Source organism: Bacillus safensis FO-36b (genome assembly GCF_000691165.1).
Lineage (GTDB): Bacteria > Bacillota > Bacilli > Bacillales > Bacillaceae > Bacillus > Bacillus safensis.
In genome coordinates this window covers 86459-106679 of sequence record NZ_ASJD01000008.1, presented here as the reverse complement: position 1 = coordinate 106679, position 20221 = coordinate 86459, and the positions used below count along the sequence as shown (strand labels likewise).

Sequence of the window (20221 nt, the reverse complement as noted above, 5' to 3'; positions counted from 1 at the left end):
CGGCTCTGGGGATGCTTTTGCCGTTTGGGGCGAAAGGCTTTCGGGGGAAGATGGGAATTACGGGTAGGGAAAAAGTTAAGTTCTCATCTAGCTTAGAAGATCATATAAGAAAAGTTGATCCCAATGTTCCAAGGAGAAGAGGAATTGGTGGGGCGCATAACAAAGATGAATTTATGAAAAATGATGTAAATATATTAAATGTTAAGAAGCATGATGCTTTGCCAGGAGTGGAAAAAATAACTTACCAAGTTCCTTCTTTAGATGCTAAAACAGGTCAAAAAATTGGATGGAAAGCAAAGCCATTTGATAAAACTGTTTATGATCCTAAGTTAATTTCTGATGAAGATTTTATTAAACGAGGAAAAGAAGCTGTAAATAATGCTTCTTCAAAAGGTGTTTTAGGGAGAGAATGGGAAGGTTATGATGGACAAGGTATAAAATGGAGAGGTTATACAGATAAGGATGGGGCAGTGACCTCGTTTTATCCTGAATTATAGGTAGGAGGATTCAGATAGTATGTTAAAAAAAATTTTAGAAACTCAAATGTTAAGAGATGAACACTTTCCTGTGGTGGCTTTTTTCAATGCCATTACTGATGATAGCTTTGTAAATATTGTTCAGCATTTATCTACGGGGGTAGGTTATGGAATTAACGATGTGGATTGCACATTTCCAAATGATCTGGAACCCGACGAGGAGCCCTTTCATGGAGTACTATTTGCACTTCATGATGATGAGGTTATTGTTGATTATCAGACATTCTACTATTATCTTGAGCAAGCCTGTAACACGTACATTACAGAGTATCCTCAGGATAAGAAAACTATTAGCGAGGTGTTAAGGAAGGTTTTTGAAAAATATAGATTGGCCAATTGACAGAAGCAACCTCTGAAAATAGTTGAGCAACTAAGTATTGAAATTAGTAGAATGATTAAAGACAATTCTAATTGATAATTTATAGGCTAAATAATAAATTAGGACTTAAATTACTATCAAATTTATGAATAAGTTGGAGAATAATGAGAAGAAATATAAAACTCGAAGTCCCTGTATTCAACATTCATCCTTTAAGAATAACTGAAGGTTGGATTGTACGTTATAATAACTTCAGGGAAATTGACCCTAAAAAGTTAGAAACAGAAGATGATAGATGGTTTATGTTCACTGAAAGTTTATTACAACTTTATCATGAGAAATCATCAATAACGTTGGATTTAGGGTGGTATCCCGATTTATCTTCTGATGGTAACTATATTGTTCTAATAGTTAAAAATACAGATTGGGACAATCCTATTCAGGAATTCAGCTCGGATGACTATACCAAAGTGATTGATTTTATAGAATTTCATTTGAAAGAAATTACATCCAACTGGTGGAAATAAAATAGTAGATACTTAATTACTAACAAATTAACATCGCTAGTTTCTTCAGTTTTTACTCGTTTATGATCAATTTTTGGGGCTGTAGGTACTCGAATGTGTCCTCAGAGTAATTTCATAATTAGGGGATTCAATATGTTTAGAGAATTAGATAATCTTTTATCTGTTGATACAACAGTAGATTCATGGTATGATGACGGGTGTTTGATTGCTAGTGAGATACTCTCTGATTTTAGCCTAAATGACTGGGAAGAACTATCAAATCAGGTGCTTAATAAACCAATAGAGTGGCAGCGTAAAATTGCTTATTGCCTGGATAATGAGTGCAATGAATATGAGTTAAATATTTTAATAGATTTGTTGAATACTAATGATAAAGAATTATTTGAGATTTGTATTGATACATTGAGAAGTTTCCCAATTGAAGAAGGAAAGAAATTGATATTGAAGCATCCTCAAATTTTAGAACGTGTAAATCATGTAGTGGCTACTACTGAGAATTCACTAGTAAAAGTAATTTTTCAAGACTTTCTTTCAAAGATGAATTCAAATTAGTTCGTTTTTAATGAGATTACGCAAAAAAAACTTGATTGGCTTAATGCCTTACAAGTCTTTTTGTGTTATTGGACTTCAAATTAAAAAAACGACCAAAAGGGGATCGACCTCATCGTATAACTTCTTCATAAGAAAATAAAGTTGGTACAATAAACAGAAAAATATCCTCTAATAATGCATAGAGAATGCTGCTCTGTTTAGAAGGGGGAAATAATTTTAATTTATTTGTTTCATCAGATTCACAAATTCGAGTTCAATATTCCCCTTTAATTTTAAAAAATGACCCACGAATCGTTCCAGCTAGTTTAGACTTCTGCCTAGCAAATTTAAATTTCCCTTCTAATTCCTTTGGTACTTCCATCCCTTCAGAAAGCTTAAAACCAACAGCACGTTTTTTCGGGTCATCCACTGTATACAGGACGTTAATTGCAAGACCATCTTCATAAAAGACGTAGGTCCATTTGATATTTTCTACTTGAAAACTTGCCGTTTCTAAAGGTTTGGCTGCAAACTCTAGTTCACGTTCTTCTTTTAACACTCGGTTCACATAATCAAGGGTCTCCTGACTTTCGCTGGCAGGTAATACTGTCAATTCATGCTTATATTTGTTCATAAAGTAACGAGCCTCATTCGCTCGTAAGCCAGCAAGTGCGTCTGCTACAGGTGAAGACTCTAAACCAATCGTAGACACATTTTTAAAATCAACGATATAGGCCATTTCTATCCCTCCATATCCTTCTTATTTTCGTACAACAGGAATCCACATCTCACCAAGTAATAAGCCGTTACGCTGCCCCATCTCTACCACTGCATTTGGTCCACCAACATAGGCGAAATTCTTTGCTTCAGGCAAGACTTGACCAAATGCAATACCAGTAAGCGTTTGATGCAAGTCATCAGCGGTTTTAGCTTCCCCTTTAACGATTAGATATTCCCCTTTAGGAAATTGAATCACTCTGTCCGCTTCTGGTAACGATTCCTCTGTCATGACCCCGACATAATGCATCAGCTTGTTATTTATCGCTTCGTTTACGATAAAAATATAGTCATTTGAGGCAATGGCTTTTAAGGTGTCAAGCTTACCTTCTTTTGTGACTGCTTGCCAAAAGTCTGCTTTTTCCTTCGTTATGCCCGCATAGTCTGTGTAATGACTCTTAAGTTCAGTTCCAATACCTAACACGTGAAAGCTGTCTTTTTGTTCTAGTATATAATCTGTCATATTCTACACATCCTTTTGAAAAATTGATCAAATGTTTTTTCTTTTCACTTGATAAATATATAATAGGCTTAAACCATGTCAAAAAATGATACTGTTTAGGGGGGCCAGATGAAAAAAGTTGAACGGATTAATACCATCATGCGGTATATCAACAACCGCGCCAACTTTACAATTTCTGAAATCATGAGAGAATTTAATATCTCTCGTTCGACAGCAATTAGAGACATCAGAGAAATTGAAGCTATGGGGATGCCGCTTGTCGCAGAAGTCGGAAGGGACGGGGGGTATTTTGTGATGAACAATTCCGTCCTGCCAACTGTTCGTTTTACCGATAATGAGATTAAAGCTCTTTTTATTGCCTTTATGGCCACAAGAAACCAACAACTCCCTTATTTAAAGAGTCGCCAGTCTTTAGCTGAAAAATTACTAGGACTCATCTCAGAAACCCAGCAAGATGACCTTGTTCTGTTAAATCGCCTCTTGCTATTTGAAGGGACTAATCCAAATAATCCTGATCTGCTTGATTTGACAGATCTCCCTCATCCCATGTTAGAAAAATTAATCCAACTGCTTATTTTGGATCGATATTTACTGATTACCATGAGAGAGGAGAACGTGATAAAGTCCTATCCTATTTACCTCTTGAATCTTTATCGTGAAAAAAGCCTTTGGCTGATTGAAGGCTTTGATTTAAAGGAAGAGAAGAAACGGATTTTGCCTGTCGACAACCTCACAGATGTAGAACCATGCTCTACAAAAAATAGATTAAGCAGGAAAAAGATTTTAGAAAAACTAAGTAAACAGGAGGAAGTAATCAACCTTGTCCTTGAACTTGGTCCAAAGGCAATTGCACAGTTCAAAAAATACCATCCTTTCAAAATGTCAATTTCTTATACGAATCCTTACCAAACTACAGCCATTTTAAAGACTTTTATCGATGTTAATCATTCAGAAGAAATAACCGAAATAACAAATTGGCTATTTTTCCTAGGCGATGATATCAAGGTCAGGGAAATGCCTGTAGAAATCTTGGAAGGTTTACAAGAGAGACTCCTCCTATATTGTCCATAATCAATGCTGGTTAGACCTCACAGCGATTCCTATGAATTTTGACAAGAAGGTAGTTAAATAAATACATTTAGATAAAGGGGTTCATTTTATTGAATTCTTATGATGAAGATCTAATAAAGGATTTGGAATTAAAAGACCTACTTAAATATGTCAAAGTACATGAAAATCCAGAAATTTATTTAGATTTAATAGAACAAAAATTTGTTTTTGCTGTTTCAAAAATAAATTGGTTACAAACCAATAAACACCATAGTAAGAGCTCAAATAATGAATCGTTACTTTCTGATGCTCCTCTATTTATAACTGAATTAAAAGAAAAATATTTAGCTAATGACTTACAAGTAATTTACATAGGGGATAACCTTACAGAGTTTGGGTACCAGTTTGAATTAAAACATTTAAAAGAGTTACTAGTCTATTTTTTAGATATCCCACAGCATCACTACTTTATATCATTAGAAGGGGATTGGTGTATCTGTCTTTCATTTGAAAACTATTTGGATTTCGGATTTAGTTTAAACAACAAATAATTTTGATCGTCACGTATAGGAAAAATAAAAGATGATAAGAAGTGAAAAAACCTTGAATGGCTTTATACCAATCAAGGTTTTTTGCTTTTATTGCTCCTTAAACACGTAAAAAAGACAAAGGACTCTTTGTATACAAGCCTTATAGTGTGTTTTTCTTAATGAAAAGAGCACACAATCGCTGCACAGCACGTGCTGAAGACATTTGGGCTTCTTTGATGCATGTGAGTTGATTAGACTTATAACCAAAGGGAAGAAGGGAGGAATTCCAACTGTACTTAACCAAAAGGGGCACGACGTTACTATCTATGCTGCTTCATACGACATCTTATCTATCAATAGAAGATTTACAGAATCGAATGAATGTCTCGACTCGAACCGTTTACGCTGAAATCAAACGAATGAACAGCTGGCTGGAAACTCATCAGCTTAGTGGTGTGCAGCGAAAAGGCCAACTTGGCTATTATTTAAACCCTCATGAAAAAGAAGTCATTATTCAAAAAGCTGATACCATTCTTATTGGTCACGATTATGAACCATGTGTAAAGGAACGAAGGGCCATTTTGCTTTTATCCATTGCATGCAGCGAGCATTGCCTAAGAATTGATGATTTTATGAAGATGACAAAGGTGAGCCGAAATACATTGCTCGAGGATATGAAACAGCTAAAAGAAGCGCTTTCAAAGCAGGAGATCACACTCCGCTATCAATCAGCAAGCGGCTATGTAATGTCAGGAGACGAAAGGGCCATTCGATTGGCACTCAAACCTTATATACATTTCATTCGCACCATGATAAAAAACGAAAAAACGTTTCCGTCGTTTTGGTTAAAGGGACCTATTTCATCCAAACGGGTACACCATCTCCTCCAGCAGTCAGAACAAGAACTTAAGCTTGAATTTGCAGATGAGATGCTGGAACAGCTCTCTTTGGATCTCTTTTTCTACTTCAAGCGGATGAAGCTGGGGCATGCTGTACACATTTCAAACGAAGAAAAGCGAACATTGCAGGAAACAGAGGAATGCTTGGCTGCTATTCGTTTCATGGCGCAGATTCAAAAAGAGGCCAGTCTCATTGTTCATGATGATGAGATCTATTTTCTTAGCACCTTATGGCTCAGTGCCAAAAAACAAAAACTTCCATCAATTAAAAAACCAGAAGAACATCTCATTCGCACCATCGCCAGACAAATGATACTTGACTTTCAGAGATATGCTTGTATTACCTTTCAAGAACCAAAAGCATTGGAGCAAAACTTAACAATGCATTTAATTCCAGCTTATTACAGGCTCATCTATCACATTGGTATCATCAATGAATTGACGGATTCTATAAAAAAGGCACAGCCAGAAGTGTTTGAAATCACTCAAAAAGTTGCTTGTCATTTAGAAAAGGCGGCCTGTTCAAAGTTGAGTGACCATGAAATTGCATATCTCGCCATGCATTTTGGCAGCTGGATGAGAAGAGAAGGAATTTCATCCATTGTCAGGCGTTCTGTATACATTGTCTGCGGAGAAGGAATCGGCACAAGTAACATGCTGAAAACTCAGCTTCTCGAATTAATCGGCTACATTGAAGTACGCGGACTGTTATCAAAGCGTGCATATGAAGAATTAACAGCCGTTGATGCAGATTTCGTTGTGTCCACAACACCTATTTCGTTTAAAGGAAAACCAGTTCATCTCGTTCATCCTATTTTAACTGCCTATGAGAAAAAAACATTACTTCAATACGGGAAAGGCTCAGAAACGAAGATTGAAGAGAAGCATGTAAACGCTTTATTTAACATCATTCAGCAGCATACCATCGTACAAAATAAACAAGCACTGCTTCATGATATTCGGGAGCTGCTTTATCCCACATATGTATCCTATCAGAAAGGGTGGAATCCAGTGTTAAATGATTTATTAACAGAACAAACCATCAAGCTCCACCAAACAGCAGACACATGGCAAGAGGCGATTACAAAAGCGGCGCAGCCTTTACTTAATCAACATGCTATTAAACCAAGTTATGTAGAAGCCATGATACAGTCTGTTCATCAAAATGGTCCTTATATTGTCATTGCACCACAAGTGGCCATTCCACATGCAAGGCCCGAGGACGGCGTGAACAAATTGAGCATGACACTCATGTCATTCAAACAGCCCATTTCGTTTTCAAAGGATGGAAAAAAGCAGGTGCGGCTCGTCATAGTGCTAGCGGCTATTGACAGCATGAGCCACCTGAAAGCACTCAAACAGCTGACCATGCTGTTAAGTGAAGAGAAACGGACGAAACAATTGATTGAAGCAGAAGATTTAGCATCGGTTCAAAAACTAATCGACCAATTTTCACAAGTATAAAGGAGGAGTAAGAAAATGAAAAAAATTCTTGTTGTATGTGGAAACGGGTTAGGAAGCAGCTTTATTGTAGAAATGAATGTCAAAAAAGCATTAGAAGAATTAGGTCTTAAAGCTAAAGTGGATCATACCGATCTCAGTACAAGTAAAAATGAACAAGCAGACCTTTATATCGGAGCAGCTGATATTATTGACCAGCTGAATGACGGCACAAGAAATGTGGCTGGCTTAAACAATTTGTTAGACCAGGAAGCCATTAAAGACGTCCTTCGTCAACATATTTAAGTCATGAAAAAGGGGGATTCACATCATGATAGAACTGATCATGAACGATATATTGGGCACACCTGCCATTCTCATCGGTTTGTTTGCACTAGCCGGTTTACTTTTACAGAAAAAATCAGCTGCAGACACTGTGTCAGGCACCTTGAAAACAACCATGGGTTTCTTAATATTAGGGGCGGGCGCTACAGTCGTCTCTGATTCACTCGGGGTTTTTCGAAAGATGTTTGAAGCAGCCTTTCACATTCAAGGGGTTGTCCCAAATACAGATGCTATGGCCGCCATTGCTCAAAAGGAATTCGGTACACAGACAGCACTTATCATGATTTTTGGTATGCTGGTCAATTTGTTACTTGCAAGATTCACACCCTTTAAATACGTCTTTTTGACTGGTCACCACACGTTGTATATGGCGGCGATGCTCGCCGTCGTTCTCTCGACAGCCGGCATGCACGGGTGGCTGCTCATCTCCACTGGCTCAATGATATTAGGTGCAGCTATGGTCATTGCACCCGCAATCCTTCAGCCGTTTACGAGGAAAGTCACCGGAAGCAATGATCTCGCGCTCGGACACTTCAGTACTTTCGGTTATTTTACTGCGGGAATGATCGGCAAATGGGTTGGATCTCCTGAAAAATCAACGGAAACCATTCAAGTGCCTAAATCACTCGGTTTTCTAAGAGATACATCTGTTGCCATTTCGATTACGATGGCTTTACTGTTCTTTGCAATTGCACCGTTTGCAGGAATTCCTTATATAGAACAAATTAGCGGGGGCACGAACTTCGCTGTCTTCATTCTCATTCAGGCGATTACGTTTGCTGCTGGTGTGTACATTATTTTAGCAGGGGTACGGATGGCCATTGGCGAGATCGTGCCTGCATTTAAAGGGATTGCCGATCGATTCGTGAAGGGGGCAAAGCCGGCACTTGATGCGCCAACCGTTTTTCCATTTGCGCCTAATGCGGTCATTATCGGTTTTTTATGCAGCTTTGCAGGAGGCATTGTATCCATTTTTCTTTTACCTTTGTTTGGTTTAACTGTCATTGTCCCTGGTCTTGTCCCGCACTTTTTTTGCGGTGCTACAGCAGGCGTGTATGGCAATGCAACAGGAGGGGTAAGAGGTGCAGTCGCTGGGGCCTTTGTAAATGGATTGCTTCTTTCCTTTTTACCTGCCTGTTTATTACCTGTGTTAGGAACCCTTGGCTTTGAAGGGACAACGTTTGGAGATACAGACTTTGGTATCATCGGAATCTTGATTGGATTGATCAAGTTTTTATTTCAACTGTAAAAAGGAGGAGCCTGAGAATGACAGCCGTTTTTTCACCTTCACTGATGTGCATGGATCTAACGCATTTCCGTGAACAAATTCATCTTCTCAACACGAGAGCAGACCGGTACCATGTTGACGTGATGGATGGGCATTATGTGAAGAATATTACGTTATCACCCTTTTTCATTGAACAGCTTCGGAAACTGACAAATTTACCGATTGATGTTCATCTAATGGCCGAACATCCGCAGGAATTTTTAATCGATGCATGTATTGATGCAGGCGCAACGATGATTTGTTTACACCCAGAAGTCGTGCAAAAAGATGCCTTTCGAATCATACGCCATATTCACCAAAGAAAATGTGAGGTTGGCTTTGTTCTAAATCCCGCCACACCTGTTGCAGCATTAGATTCCTTTATTCATTTAATAGACAGAGTGACGATCATGACGATCGATCCAGGCTTTGCCGGACAGCCTTTTATTAAAGAAATGCTTCAGAAAATTAAACAGGTGAAAGATATCAAAAAACACGAAGGATACTCGTTTTCAATTGAAGTAGACGGCTCTTGTAATGAGAGCACGTTCCGGCTGCTTGCTGAGGCTGGAAATGAGATCTACATCATCGGCACCTCAGGTTTATTTGGACTTCATAAAGAACTCGACACTGCTTGGGAAAGAATGAAGCAAATATTTGCAAAAGAAACAGCCTCAATCGAATCACGTTAGTAAAAGAGAGGATGAAAACCATCCTCTCTTTTTACGCAAATTTTACTAAAACACAATTCATTCACCAAAACTTACCCAAAAACAAAATAAAAATCAAAAATTCATAATTGAAAGCGCTTTATTTATGTGTTATCCTTCATATATCTTTAGTAAATATTTAGTCAAATAACGATGAGGAGTTTGCCTATGACCACACTCAAAGATATTGCTCATGATGCAAAAGTGTCCGTTTCCACTGTATCCCGTGTGTTAAATGGCGATCAAACGCTTGCCGTTTCACACGCAACGAGACAAAACATCCTCGACATTGCTAAGAAGTTAAACTATACCCCAGTGAGAGCAAGAAAAGCCGATCAAGCAGAAGAAAAAAGCCCATCTGAATCCCCAGTCATCGGTGTCGTTGTCGCTCAATCCATTGACGAAGAATTAAATGATCCCTTTTTTTCATCGATTCGAAAAGGAATTGAAAAAGAATATGCCAAACAAGGCCTGTCCACTCTCCATACCTTTCGCCTAAGAAGCATGGATAAAGGGGCGATGCTAAAGGATATTGACGGCTTGATCGTCATTGGACGAATCAGCCCCGATACGGTTGAAAAAATGACAAATCGAATGGAACACATTGTTTTTATCAATCATTATGCGGATGAAGATCTGTATGATTGTGTACATGTGGATTTTGTCAGAGCGGCAGATCGCGCCATTCGTCATCTGCAATCTCTCGGCTATACACATCTAGGCTATATTGGCGGGAAAGAGCGGGAGCATTATTTTGAAGGTAATGCTGTGATTGAGGACGAAAGACAAACGACGTTTATGAAAAGAATGCAGGAGGCGGGCGCTCTTCATATGGAAGACATCCACATTGGTGAATACTCCATGCAAGAAGGCTATACGCTTATGCAGCAAGCGATCAAAAAGGGAAAACTGCCGCAAGCCTTTTTCATTGGAAGTGACTCTATGGCAATCGGCGCAATGCGCGCTCTGCATGAAGCCGGTCTACACGTACCTTCAGATGTATCCATTGTTGGGTTTAATGACATTGAAGCCGCGTCATTTTCAAGCCCGCCGCTTACGACCGTCAAAGTATATACAGAAGAAATGGGGGAAGTCGGTCTGAAGCTTTTGCTTGAGAGAATAAACGGAAGAAAACTTCCTCTGAAAGTCGTCGTGCCAACAACACTCATCGAGCGAGGCAGTACATGTCTCATCCATGAAAGGGGGTGAACCATAGATTTCAGAACACAAAAAAGAGACAAAAAAGCAGAAAGCAAGCTGCTTAGCATGATGGCCAGATCATGCTAAGAACAAGGCAGCCTGCCGCTATGCTCTCTTATCTCTTTGAAAAGAATAGAATTCCAGTATAATGGACTTCCTTTGTTTCCGCAACTGCATGAATTCTACCGATAATCGTCTGAATTTTCAGTGATCAAAAGGAGGAAACCATGAATAAAAAAATCATGCTGCTGACTGCAGCCATGTTCTTGACCATGATTTTGTCTGCTTGCGGTAATAACAGCTCATCTGAAGCAAATGGAAAGGTCACCTTGACGCTATTTTCAACAATGAGCAACAGCGGGGAAAGAAAAGCGTTTGAAGAAGTCATTCGTGAGTTTGAGAAGAAGCATGAGCAGATTCGAATCGATGCTAATTTCCCAGGCAACAGCTATGAAGATATGATCCGCGTCAAAATGGGAGCAAACGATATGCCAGACCTGTTTGATACACATGGCTGGGCCAAACTGCGCTATAGCGAGTATGTGGCTGATTTAAAAGAGATGGATTGGGTCAAACAGCTTGATCCTTCACTCGACCAAATTTTAAAAGACCAAGATGGGAAAGTGTACGCTTACCCGCTGAATCAAGCAAAAGACGGGCTTAGCTTTAATGCCAATCTATTAAAAGAATATGGCATAGAAGTCCCTAGAACACTTGATGAATTAAAATCTGCTTTGCTGACAGTGAAAGAAAAGAGCAAAGGAGATGTTGTGCCGCTCTGGATACCAGGAGGAGATAACTCAAATATTGCCCAAGTCTTTGATGAGCTGGCGACGCCTTTATTAATCACCGATCAAAAGCATCAATACGGAAAGGAACTTGAAAACGGATCATTTGATTGGTCTCTCTATACCCCGCTTGCACAATTCATGAAAGATCTGAAGGATCAAGACCTTTTAAACAAGGATGTCCTGACAGCGAAACTCTCTCAAGCGCCTGAACTCATGGCACAAAACAAAATCGCCTTCACCTTTGTCGGAGGATCCTTAGGACCTGAAGCAACAGAGCTGAATTCATCGATCAAAGTAGGCACGATGCCTGTTCCAGCCATTCATGAAGGAGATGAACAAAGCTGGATTGGCGGAGAACGTTTTACTGTTGCTGCTTGGAAAGACTCTAAGCATCTAAAAGAAGCAAAACAATTCATCGATTTTTTAGCAAAACCTGAAAACGCAAAAAAAATCGCCGAGGGCACATCCTCTGAAACAGCTCTAAAACAAGTGAAAGCGAAAAACTATTACTCTGCAATTTACGATCAATACGAACAGGTGAAGATTGAACCGTATTTCGATCGAAAATACTTACCAAGCGGAATGTGGGCGGTCATGGCAACAACGGGTCAAGAATTATTAGCAGGCTCCATCACACCAGAACAGTTATCAAAGAAAATGGAAGAGGAATATAAGCGTTTGAAAAAACAATAGCCGATGGATGCTGAAACAGGAGTGAAGCCAATGAATGACATCACAAAAGCAAAGCAGCCAGCCGCATTCACCTCTTTACCAAAACAAAAGATACAAAAACGCCAGAATTCATCACTTTGGTGGATGTACATGCCAGCTGTTCTCGTCGTCAGTACCTTTATCATTTATCCTTTTTTGAACGGCATTCAGCTTTCTTTTACGAATTGGAACGGTTTCTCACAAACTTATCAATGGATTGGTCTTGGGCAATATGGGCGGCTGCTTCAGGATCAAACGACATGGCTTGTTGTCAAAAACACGCTTCTCTATGGAATCGGGAGCACTGTCTTACAAAATATCATCGGACTTGGATATGCTCTTTTATTAAATCAAAGCTTAAAGATGAAAGCCATCACAAGAACGGTCATCTATTTACCTGTCATGATCAGCCCGATTGCGATGGGCTATATTTGGTATTTTGTGTTTGCTTACCAAGGCGGTGCCTTAAATGATGTGGTGACGCTTTTTGGATTTGATCAAATAAATGCGCTCGGCAACCCGCAATTCAACACATGGATCATTGTGCTTGTCAACACATATCAATTCGTCGGGATTGCGATGATCATTTATTTAGCAGGACTTCAAAGTATTCCTAAGGATTATTATGAAGCGGCTCAATTAGACGGCGCATCGAGCTTCCAGCAATTCAGGCGGATTACATTGCCGCTGCTTATGCCGTCGATCACCATTAATGTTGTGCTGAATGTCATTGGCGGGCTCAAGCTCTTTGATGTCATTGTAGCACTCACGGGCGGCGGACCTGGAGATTCCTCGCAATCCATGTCGACCTTTATGTATGATCTGTATTTCAAACGTCAGGATGCAGGCTATGCAGCGACGCAAGGGGTGTTTATGGCGGTCATCATCCTTGTCATTAGTGTCGCAGCGCTGATTTATTTCAAACGAAAGGAGACCGAGGTGTGATGGATAACGCCTACAAACGCAAGAAAAGATGCTACTCCTTCCTCGCACTATTGATCACATTGCTGCACCTCATTCCATTTTATATTTTGGTGACGACATCATTAAAGGGGATAGGAGATTTCAGTTCAAAATGGCTGTTTCCGAAAGCACTGCATCTTGAAAACTTCCGCACAGCATGGACAGAGGCTCAGCTTGGCCAGTCCTTTTTGAATACAGTGATCATTACGTTCAGTTCCGCTGTATTGCTTATTATGTTTGGATCTCTTGCAGCCTATCCGCTCGCAAGAAGGAACACAAAGCTGAATAAAGCAGTCTATGTTTTATTTATTGCCATTATGGTCATTCCACCGCTTACAGCCCTTGTCCCGCTCTATAAAATGGTCGTTCAAATCGGGATGATGAACACCTATCAAATTGCTGTTTTAAATAATGTGGCTGCTTTTTTGCCGCTGACAATTTTCTTATACGCAGGCTTTATCCGGTCGACAATTCCAAAGGAGCTTGAAGAAGCTGCCCGTATTGATGGTGCAGGGACACTCAGAGTTTTTTTCACAGTCGTTTTTCCGCTTCTGAAGCCCATTACCGCTTCTGTATTAATTATTGCCTGCGTGTATATTTGGAACGACTATCAATTTGCTATCTTCTTTTTGCAAGATAAAGAGATGCATACACTCACAGTCGCCTTATCCCATTTTTTTGGTCAAAATCAGCATCAGCTTCAGCTCGTTGGGGCAGCTGCACTCATTGCGATGCTGCCAATGGTCACGATGTTTTTACTTTTGCAAAAATATTTTATCGCAGGGCTTTCACAAGGCTCTGTCAAAGGCTAGCCCAATATAGATGTAAAAAGGAGAATCGTCTATGTCTAAAATTACATTTATCGGTGCAGGGAGTACCGTGTTTGCTAAAAATATATTAGGAGATTGTCTGTCTGTTCCCGCCCTTGCAGGCTTTGAATTCGCATTATATGATATCGACCACAACCGGCTGAAAGAATCAGAAACGATGCTCCGGCATTTAAAAGCAAATTACGGTGCAAATGTGACCATCCAGTCCTATCACAACCGGAAAGAAGCCTTAAAGGATGCGAAATATGTTATCAATGCCATCCAAGTTGGAGGCTACCGGCCAAGTACTGTCATTGATTTTGAAATACCAAAAAAATACGGATTAAGACAAACGATTGCGGATACGGTAGGGATCGGCGGCATCTTCCGCTCCCTTCGAACGATTCCTGTCATGCTGGAATTTGCAAAGGACATGGAAGAGGTTTGTCCAAATGCTTTATTGTTAAATTACACGAACCCAATGGCCACACTGACAGGTGCGATGCTGCGCTATACTCAGGTTCAAACGATTGGTCTCTGTCATAGTGTGCAAGTCTGTACAAAGGACCTATTTGAATCTCTTGAAATGGAACATGAAGGCATTGAAGAAAAAATCGCCGGCATTAACCATATGGCATGGTTATTAGAGGTAAAACGGGATGGAAAAGACTTGTATCCAGAAATCAAAAGACGAGCAAAAGAAAAACAGCAATCGAGGCATCATGATATGGTACGCTTTGAACTGATGGATAAATTCGGCTACTATGTCACAGAATCCTCAGAGCACAATGCCGAATACCATCCATATTTCATCAAATCACGGTACCCAGAACTAATCGGTCAGTTTAACATTCCGCTCGATGAATACCTGAGACGCTGCGAGGAACAAATCAACAATTGGAATACAATGAAGCATGATCTAGTGGGGAACACACAGATCACACATACCCGCTCAAAAGAATATGGTTCACGTATCATTGAAGCGATTGAAACGAACGTTCCCTTTAAATTTGCCGGGAATGTGCTGAACACAGGTGGCCTCATTCACAACCTGCCTGAAAAAGCGTGTGTCGAAGTGCCGTGTGTTGCAGACCGGAGCGGGATCATGCCATGCTATGTCGGAGAAATACCTGAACAACTGGCGGGACTGAACCGGACCAATATCAGTTCACAGCTCATGACCATCGAAGCAGCAATCAGCGGAAAAAAAGAACACATTTATCAAGCGGCATTACTAGATCCACACACAAGTGCTGAACTGTCGATTGATGACATCATCAAATTATGCGATGAACTCATTGAAGAACATGGTGAGATGCTCTCGCATTTTGCAGATCCGAATCAATATGCCGCATCAACCAATTTACAGAAATAAACCAGCCTCTACCTGATGCAATGCGCATCAGGTTTTTTTATGCTGCAAATAGAGGATTGACTGAAAGCGTTTTTAATATTATGATTTTTCTAAAGTTAACCAAAAGTTAATCAAAAACAAATCATGAGTGAATCACATTCCGGAATCATTTCTCACAAACAAATGGCTGGGCGGCAACCTATCACACGTTAGAGCAAGCTTTTATCACAACGTAAACCAAAACAACAATAATATTTGACAAAGAGTGTATACAGATGGGCGCCCGTTAGATGAGACAATGACAACTAAACAAATCCTACATTTTTTCATAAAAAGGAGAGAGGGAACATGACCAAAACAGATGTACAAATGTTGAAAAATTATATTGGCGGACAATGGATTGAGGCAGAAACTAGTCAAACAGAGGAAGTATATAACCCAGCTACTGGCGAGATCATCGCAGAAGTGCCGCTTTCAACAAAAAAAGATGTCGAACATGCGGTACAGGCAGCACAAGAAGCATTTGCCACTTGGTCGAAAACTCCCGTTCCCCGCCGTGCACGCATTTTATTTAAATACCAACAGTTACTCGTTGACAAATGGGATGAGCTGGCTGAACTCGTAACGATTGAAAACGGAAAAAGCATCACAGAAGCAAAAGGAGAAGTGCAGCGCGGAATTGAATGTGTCGAATTTGCCGCTGGTGCACCAACCTTAATGATGGGAAAACAATTACCAGATATCGCATCTGGACTCGAATCTGGCATGTACCGCTATCCAATTGGCGTCATCGGCGGAATTACACCATTTAACTTTCCGATGATGGTTCCTTGCTGGATGTTCCCGCTTGCCATTGCCTGCGGAAATACGTTTGTTTTAAAACCTTCAGAGCGCACGCCGATTCTTGCCGCACGATTAGCCGAATTATTTGAAGAAGCTGGTCTTCCAAAAGGGGTTCTCAACATTGTCAATGGAGCTCATGATGTCGTCAATGGTCTGCTTGAACACCAAAAGGTCAAAGCCATTTCATTTGTCGGCTCTCAGCCAGTTGCAGAATACGTCTATAAAAAAGGCACAGAGCATGGCAAACGTGTCCAAGCACTTGCTGGCGCAAAGAATCACTCCATTGTCCTCAAAGATGCAGATTTAGACGCGGCAACGAAACAAATCATTGGTGCTGCCTTTGGATCAGCAGGAGAGCGCTGCATGGCCGCGGCCGTTGTCGCAGTGGAAGAAGAAGTGGCAGATGATCTCATTCAAAAATTAGTTGATGAATCGAATGAGCTTGTCATTGGAAACGGAATAAATGAAGAGGTCTTTCTTGGTCCAGTCATTCGAGAGGAACATAAGGAGCGAACGCTTCAATACATTCAGTCAGGGATTGAAGAAGGCGCAAGTCTCATTCGAGATGGCAGGAAAGATAACGAAACAAATGGAAAAGGGTATTTCGTTGGACCAACGATCTTTGACCATGTGACAAATCAAATGAAAATTTGGCAGGACGAGATTTTCGCCCCAGTCTTATCAATAGTTCGTGTCTCTTCACTGACAGAAGCGATCGACCTGTCTAATCAATCAAAATTTGCGAACGGTGCCTGCCTGTACACAGACAGTGCATCAAGCATCAGAGAATTTCGCGAAAATATTGAAGCAGGGATGCTCGGCGTCAATATCGGTGTTCCCGCACCAATGGCATTCTTCCCGTTTTCCGGCTGGAAGGATTCTTTCTACGGGGATTTGCACGCCAATGGAACAGACGGAGTGGAGTTTTACACAAGAAAGAAGATGGTGACCGCTCGTTATATGTGATCAACACTCATCAATTAACTTAGAAAATGCAGTTCCAAAAGGAGAACTGCATTTTTTGTTGTCTTCTAGTCAAAAAGTAAGGGTTTTCATCGTGATTCTAGCAAGGATTTGCACTAGAAATCATTCTTTCTATTCATTCTTCATCAGTATCTATCAACATATTTTGAAATTGGGCCTAAACCCCAATATTAGGAAGATGAAAACAGGAGGAAATGAAACGATGAGGACGAGGATGAAGTGCGGCGTTGGTTTATTGATTTTTGTTTTGGTACTGAGTTGTTTACCGGTATATGATGCGAGTGCGGCAAGCACAACAATTGCAAAACGTGTAGGAAATGCAAACCCGCTCATAGACCACCACTTGGGCGCTGATCCGTTTGCGCTCACCTATAACGGAAGAGTGTACATTTATATGTCGAGTGATGACTATGAATATCACAGCAACGGTACGATTAAAGATAATTCTTTTGCCAATTTGAATAGGGTCTTCGTCATCTCTTCAGCAGATATGGTGAACTGGACAGATCATGGCGCGATTCCAGTAGCCGGTGCAAATGGGGCAAATGGCGGCAAAGGGATTGCTAAATGGGCAGGTGCTTCCTGGGCTCCATCAGCGGCGGTGAAAAAAATCAATGGGAAAGATAAATTTTTTCTTTATTTTGCGAACAGCGGCGGAGGGATTGGTGTTCTGACAGCAGATTCCCCAATCGGTCCATGGACAGATCCTATCGGAAAAGCGCTTGTCACGCCAAATACACCAGGAATGTCCGGGGTTGTATGGCTGTTTGATCCAGCCGTTTTTGTAGATGATGACGGCACTGGTTATTTATATGCAGGTGGAGGCGTACCAGGCGGTTCTAATCCAACGCAGGGACAATGGGCCAATCCTAAAACAGCAAGAGTCTTAAAACTAGGGCCTGATATGACAAGTGTTGCCAGTAGCGCCTCGACCATTGATGCTCCTTTTATGTTTGAAGACTCAGGGATGCATAAGTATAACGGAACCTATTACTATTCCTATTGCATCAACTTTGGCGGCTCCCACCCAGCAGATAAACCACCTGGTGAGATCGGTTATATGACGAGCTCAAGTCCGATGGGTCCCTTTACGTATAGAGGGCACTTCCTGAAAAATCCGGGTGCATTTTTTGGCGGCGGCGGTAACAACCATCATGCGGTGTTCAATTTTAAAAACGAGTGGTATGTCGTGTATCATACCCAAACGGTCAGCTCTGCTTTATACGGGGCAGGAAAAGGCTACAGATCTCCGCATATTAATAAGCTTGTGCATAATGCTGACGGCTCCCTTCGAGAGGTTGCAGCCAATTTTGAAGGGGTCAAACAGCTTTCCAACCTGAATCCTTATCAGCGGGTAGAAGCTGAAACATTTGCATGGAATGGACGCATTTTGACAGAGGCCTCTTCAGCTCCAGGCGGACCGGTCAATAACCAGCATGTCACAAACATTCAAAACGGAGATTGGGTGGCTGCCAGTAACGTCGATTTCGGATCAAACGGCGCAAGAACATTTAAAGCGAATGTAGCATCAAATGCAGGCGGAAAAATAGAAGTACGCCTCGGAAGCCCTGACGGCAGACTCGTCGGAACATTAAATGTCCCTTCCACAGGCGGAACGAACAACTGGCGAGAAGTAGAAACAACTGTAAACGGAGCAGCTGGCGTGCACAACGTATTTTTTGTCTTTACTGGAACAGGTGCAAACCTATTTCAGTTTGATTCCTGGCGGTTTACTCAATAACAAAGGATGAGAAAATGATAGGAGAGTGGAAAAATTTGATGTCAATGATCAAAAAAACAATCTGTACTTTATTGATCTGCTTCACCATGCTGTCTGTCATGTTCATCGGACCTGGCGCAACTGAAGTTTCAGCAGCAGATGCCAATATTAATATCAATGCAGAAAGACAAGTGATTCGCGGCTTTGGCGGAATGAACCACCCGGCTTGGATTGGTGATTTGACCGCACCTCAAAGGGAAACCGCTTTTGGCAATGGGCAGAATCAATTAGGGTTTTCCATTCTAAGAATTTTTGTAGATGAGAACAGAAATAATTGGCACAGAGAGGTCGCCACAGCCAAAAGAGCAATAGAGCATGGAGCTTTAGTGATCGCTTCACCTTGGAATCCTCCAAGCCATATGGTCGAGACTTTCAACCGTAATGGTACAACTGCAAAGCGGCTGAGATACAATCAATACGCTGCATATGCTCAGCATCTGAACGATTTTGTGACGTATATGAAAAATAATGGCGTCAATCTCTATGCGATATCAGTACAAAACGAGCCTGATTATGCACATGAATGGACATGGTGGACTCCTCAGGAAATCCTGCGTTTCATGAGAGAAAATGCCGGCTCCATTAATGCCCGCGTGATTGCGCCAGAATCCTTTCAATACCTTAAAAATATATCAGATCCTATCTTAAATGATCCGCAAGCGCTTGGAAATATGGACATTCTCGGAGCCCATTTGTACGGAACTCAAATCAGCCAGCTTCCATATCCTCTGTTCAAACAAAAAGGAGGGGGGAAGGAGCTTTGGATGACAGAGGTCTACTACCCGAATAGCGATAACAATTCAGCGGACCGCTGGCCTGAGGCATTAGGGGTTTCAGAGCATATTCACCATTCGATGGTAGAAGGGGACTTTCAGGCATATGTTTGGTGGTACATCCGCAGATCCTACGGCCCTATGAAGGAAGATGGCCTGATCAGTAAACGCGGTTACAACATGGCGCATTTCTCCAAGTTTGTACGCCCAGGATACGTCAGAATTGATGCAACGAAAAGTCCTGAACCAAATGTTTTCGTATCTGCCTACAAAGGAAACAATCAGGTTGTCATTGTCGCGATTAACAAAAACAATACAGGAGTCAATCAGCACTTTGTGATGCAAAATGGAACTGCTTCGCAAGCATCAAGATGGATTACAAGTAGCAACAGCAACCTTCAGCCCGGTACAGACTTAAATATATCAGGTAATCAATTTTGGGCTCATCTCCCGGCTCAAAGTGTGACAACATTTGTAGTCAAACGCTAGAATCAATTGAATCACCAAAAGCCAATTTTCTCATTTCAAAAGAAAATTGGCTTTTTTTATGCAAATAGGAAGTTGATTTTTTCACTATGTTCTTACATTGGGTATAATAATGGCAATGACTTCAGGAGAG

General features: G+C 40.9%; 20 protein-coding genes. 18 read left to right on the top strand and 2 right to left on the bottom strand.

Annotated elements, in window-relative coordinates; genetic code table 11:
- The 4 genes from BA81_RS15530 to BA81_RS15515 form a co-directional block, all read left to right on the top strand.
- Positions 1-497, top strand: a 497-nt coding sequence (locus tag BA81_RS15530) for a CdiA family toxin C-terminal domain-containing protein (protein ID WP_162176182.1), incomplete at its 5' end; no start/stop codon positions are given.
- A gap of 19 nt (positions 498-516) precedes the next feature.
- Positions 517-876 carry a ribonuclease toxin immunity protein CdiI gene (gene cdiI, locus BA81_RS15525; protein WP_226340878.1) on the top strand — a complete coding sequence of 120 codons (360 nt, stop codon included), beginning with the start codon at positions 517-519 and terminating at the stop codon, positions 874-876.
- A 143-nt stretch (positions 877-1019) separates the two neighbouring features.
- Positions 1020-1382, top strand: a complete 363-nt coding sequence (locus BA81_RS15520; protein WP_034283531.1) for a hypothetical protein — start codon at positions 1020-1022, stop codon at positions 1380-1382.
- A 132-nt stretch (positions 1383-1514) separates the two neighbouring features.
- The gene (locus BA81_RS15515) at positions 1515-1934 is read left to right on the top strand and encodes a hypothetical protein (protein ID WP_034283530.1); all 420 of its coding nucleotides are present in this window, start codon (positions 1515-1517) and stop codon (positions 1932-1934) included.
- A 253-nt stretch (positions 1935-2187) separates the two neighbouring features.
- Here BA81_RS15515 and BA81_RS15510 read toward each other — a convergent pair whose 3' ends face one another.
- Together BA81_RS15510 and BA81_RS15505 are read right to left on the bottom strand one after the other, a co-directional pair.
- Entirely contained in the window at positions 2188-2652 is a 465-nt protein-coding gene (locus BA81_RS15510) for a hypothetical protein (RefSeq protein ID WP_034283526.1), read from the bottom strand.
- Between the two features lie 21 nt (positions 2653-2673).
- On the bottom strand, positions 2674-3153 hold the full coding sequence (locus BA81_RS15505; RefSeq protein ID WP_034283524.1) for a GyrI-like domain-containing protein: 480 nt from the start codon (positions 3151-3153) through the stop codon (positions 2674-2676).
- A gap of 108 nt (positions 3154-3261) precedes the next feature.
- Between BA81_RS15505 and BA81_RS15500 the strand changes: the two genes are divergently transcribed.
- The 14 genes from BA81_RS15500 (at position 3262) to xynC (ending at position 20091) form a co-directional block, all read left to right on the top strand.
- A complete protein-coding gene (locus BA81_RS15500) occupies positions 3262-4224 on the top strand; it encodes a helix-turn-helix transcriptional regulator (protein WP_034283523.1) in 963 nt (320 codons plus the stop codon).
- Between the two features lie 89 nt (positions 4225-4313).
- Entirely contained in the window at positions 4314-4754 is a 441-nt protein-coding gene (locus BA81_RS15495; RefSeq protein WP_034283522.1) for a hypothetical protein, read from the top strand.
- A gap of 269 nt (positions 4755-5023) precedes the next feature.
- Positions 5024-7096, top strand: a complete 2073-nt coding sequence (locus BA81_RS15490; protein ID WP_108909007.1) for a BglG family transcription antiterminator — start codon at positions 5024-5026, stop codon at positions 7094-7096.
- Positions 7097-7111: 15 nt separating this feature from the next.
- Positions 7112-7378, top strand: coding sequence for a PTS sugar transporter subunit IIB (locus BA81_RS15485; protein ID WP_034283517.1), 267 nt, complete (start codon positions 7112-7114; stop codon positions 7376-7378).
- Between the two features lie 25 nt (positions 7379-7403).
- Positions 7404-8666, top strand: a complete 1263-nt coding sequence (gene ulaA / locus BA81_RS15480) for a PTS ascorbate transporter subunit IIC (protein ID WP_034283515.1) — start codon at positions 7404-7406, stop codon at positions 8664-8666.
- Positions 8667-8683: 17 nt separating this feature from the next.
- Entirely contained in the window at positions 8684-9376 is a 693-nt protein-coding gene (gene alsE, locus BA81_RS15475; RefSeq protein WP_034283513.1) for a D-allulose 6-phosphate 3-epimerase, read from the top strand.
- Positions 9377-9562: 186 nt separating this feature from the next.
- Positions 9563-10603, top strand: a complete 1041-nt coding sequence (locus BA81_RS15470; protein ID WP_025093198.1) for a LacI family DNA-binding transcriptional regulator — start codon at positions 9563-9565, stop codon at positions 10601-10603.
- A gap of 218 nt (positions 10604-10821) precedes the next feature.
- Positions 10822-12078 (top strand): ABC transporter substrate-binding protein, encoded by a 1257-nt coding sequence (locus tag BA81_RS15465; protein WP_034283512.1) that lies wholly within the window; start codon positions 10822-10824, stop codon positions 12076-12078.
- Between the two features lie 30 nt (positions 12079-12108).
- Complete coding sequence (locus BA81_RS15460; protein ID WP_034283543.1) at positions 12109-13041, top strand: carbohydrate ABC transporter permease; 933 nt, start codon at positions 12109-12111, stop codon at positions 13039-13041.
- Positions 13041-13871 (top strand): carbohydrate ABC transporter permease, encoded by an 831-nt coding sequence (locus BA81_RS15455; protein WP_034283511.1) that lies wholly within the window; start codon positions 13041-13043, stop codon positions 13869-13871. Before BA81_RS15460 ends, BA81_RS15455 begins: the two co-directional genes overlap by 1 nt.
- Before the next feature lie 31 nt (positions 13872-13902).
- Entirely contained in the window at positions 13903-15243 is a 1341-nt protein-coding gene (melA, locus tag BA81_RS15450) for an alpha-glucosidase/alpha-galactosidase (protein ID WP_034283510.1), read from the top strand.
- 327 nt (positions 15244-15570) lie between these two features.
- Positions 15571-17031 carry a CoA-acylating methylmalonate-semialdehyde dehydrogenase gene (locus BA81_RS15445; protein WP_034283509.1) on the top strand — a complete coding sequence of 487 codons (1461 nt, stop codon included), beginning with the start codon at positions 15571-15573 and terminating at the stop codon, positions 17029-17031.
- 220 nt (positions 17032-17251) lie between these two features.
- Positions 17252-18790, top strand: coding sequence for a glycoside hydrolase family 43 protein (locus BA81_RS15440; RefSeq protein WP_034283506.1), 1539 nt, complete (start codon positions 17252-17254; stop codon positions 18788-18790).
- Positions 18791-18825: 35 nt separating this feature from the next.
- A complete protein-coding gene (gene xynC, locus BA81_RS15435; protein WP_034283503.1) occupies positions 18826-20091 on the top strand; it encodes a glucuronoarabinoxylan endo-1,4-beta-xylanase XynC in 1266 nt (421 codons plus the stop codon).
- The last annotated feature ends 130 nt before the right edge of the window (positions 20092-20221 follow it).

What these genes read in the sequence shown, in the direction of transcription:
- BA81_RS15500 (WP_034283523.1), top strand. Translation starts at nt 3,262, where the DNA reads ATGAAAAAAGTTGAACGGATTAATACCATCATGCGGTATATCAACAAC.
- BA81_RS15515 (WP_034283530.1), top strand. Translation starts at nt 1,515, where the DNA reads ATGTTTAGAGAATTAGATAATCTTTTATCTGTTGATACAACAGTAGAT.
- BA81_RS15460 (WP_034283543.1), top strand. Translation starts at nt 12,109, where the DNA reads ATGAATGACATCACAAAAGCAAAGCAGCCAGCCGCATTCACCTCTTTA.
- BA81_RS15505 (WP_034283524.1), bottom strand. Translation starts at nt 3,153, where the DNA reads ATGACAGATTATATACTAGAACAAAAAGACAGCTTTCACGTGTTAGGT.
- cdiI (WP_226340878.1), top strand. Translation starts at nt 517, where the DNA reads ATGTTAAAAAAAATTTTAGAAACTCAAATGTTAAGAGATGAACACTTT.
- BA81_RS15455 (WP_034283511.1), top strand. Translation starts at nt 13,041, where the DNA reads ATGGATAACGCCTACAAACGCAAGAAAAGATGCTACTCCTTCCTCGCA.
- BA81_RS15470 (WP_025093198.1), top strand. Translation starts at nt 9,563, where the DNA reads ATGACCACACTCAAAGATATTGCTCATGATGCAAAAGTGTCCGTTTCC.
- alsE (WP_034283513.1), top strand. Translation starts at nt 8,684, where the DNA reads ATGACAGCCGTTTTTTCACCTTCACTGATGTGCATGGATCTAACGCAT.
- BA81_RS15485 (WP_034283517.1), top strand. Translation starts at nt 7,112, where the DNA reads ATGAAAAAAATTCTTGTTGTATGTGGAAACGGGTTAGGAAGCAGCTTT.
- ulaA (WP_034283515.1), top strand. Translation starts at nt 7,404, where the DNA reads ATGATAGAACTGATCATGAACGATATATTGGGCACACCTGCCATTCTC.
- BA81_RS15520 (WP_034283531.1), top strand. Translation starts at nt 1,020, where the DNA reads ATGAGAAGAAATATAAAACTCGAAGTCCCTGTATTCAACATTCATCCT.
- BA81_RS15445 (WP_034283509.1), top strand. Translation starts at nt 15,571, where the DNA reads ATGACCAAAACAGATGTACAAATGTTGAAAAATTATATTGGCGGACAA.
- melA (WP_034283510.1), top strand. Translation starts at nt 13,903, where the DNA reads ATGTCTAAAATTACATTTATCGGTGCAGGGAGTACCGTGTTTGCTAAA.
- BA81_RS15465 (WP_034283512.1), top strand. Translation starts at nt 10,822, where the DNA reads ATGAATAAAAAAATCATGCTGCTGACTGCAGCCATGTTCTTGACCATG.
- BA81_RS15440 (WP_034283506.1), top strand. Translation starts at nt 17,252, where the DNA reads ATGAGGACGAGGATGAAGTGCGGCGTTGGTTTATTGATTTTTGTTTTG.
- BA81_RS15510 (WP_034283526.1), bottom strand. Translation starts at nt 2,652, where the DNA reads ATGGCCTATATCGTTGATTTTAAAAATGTGTCTACGATTGGTTTAGAG.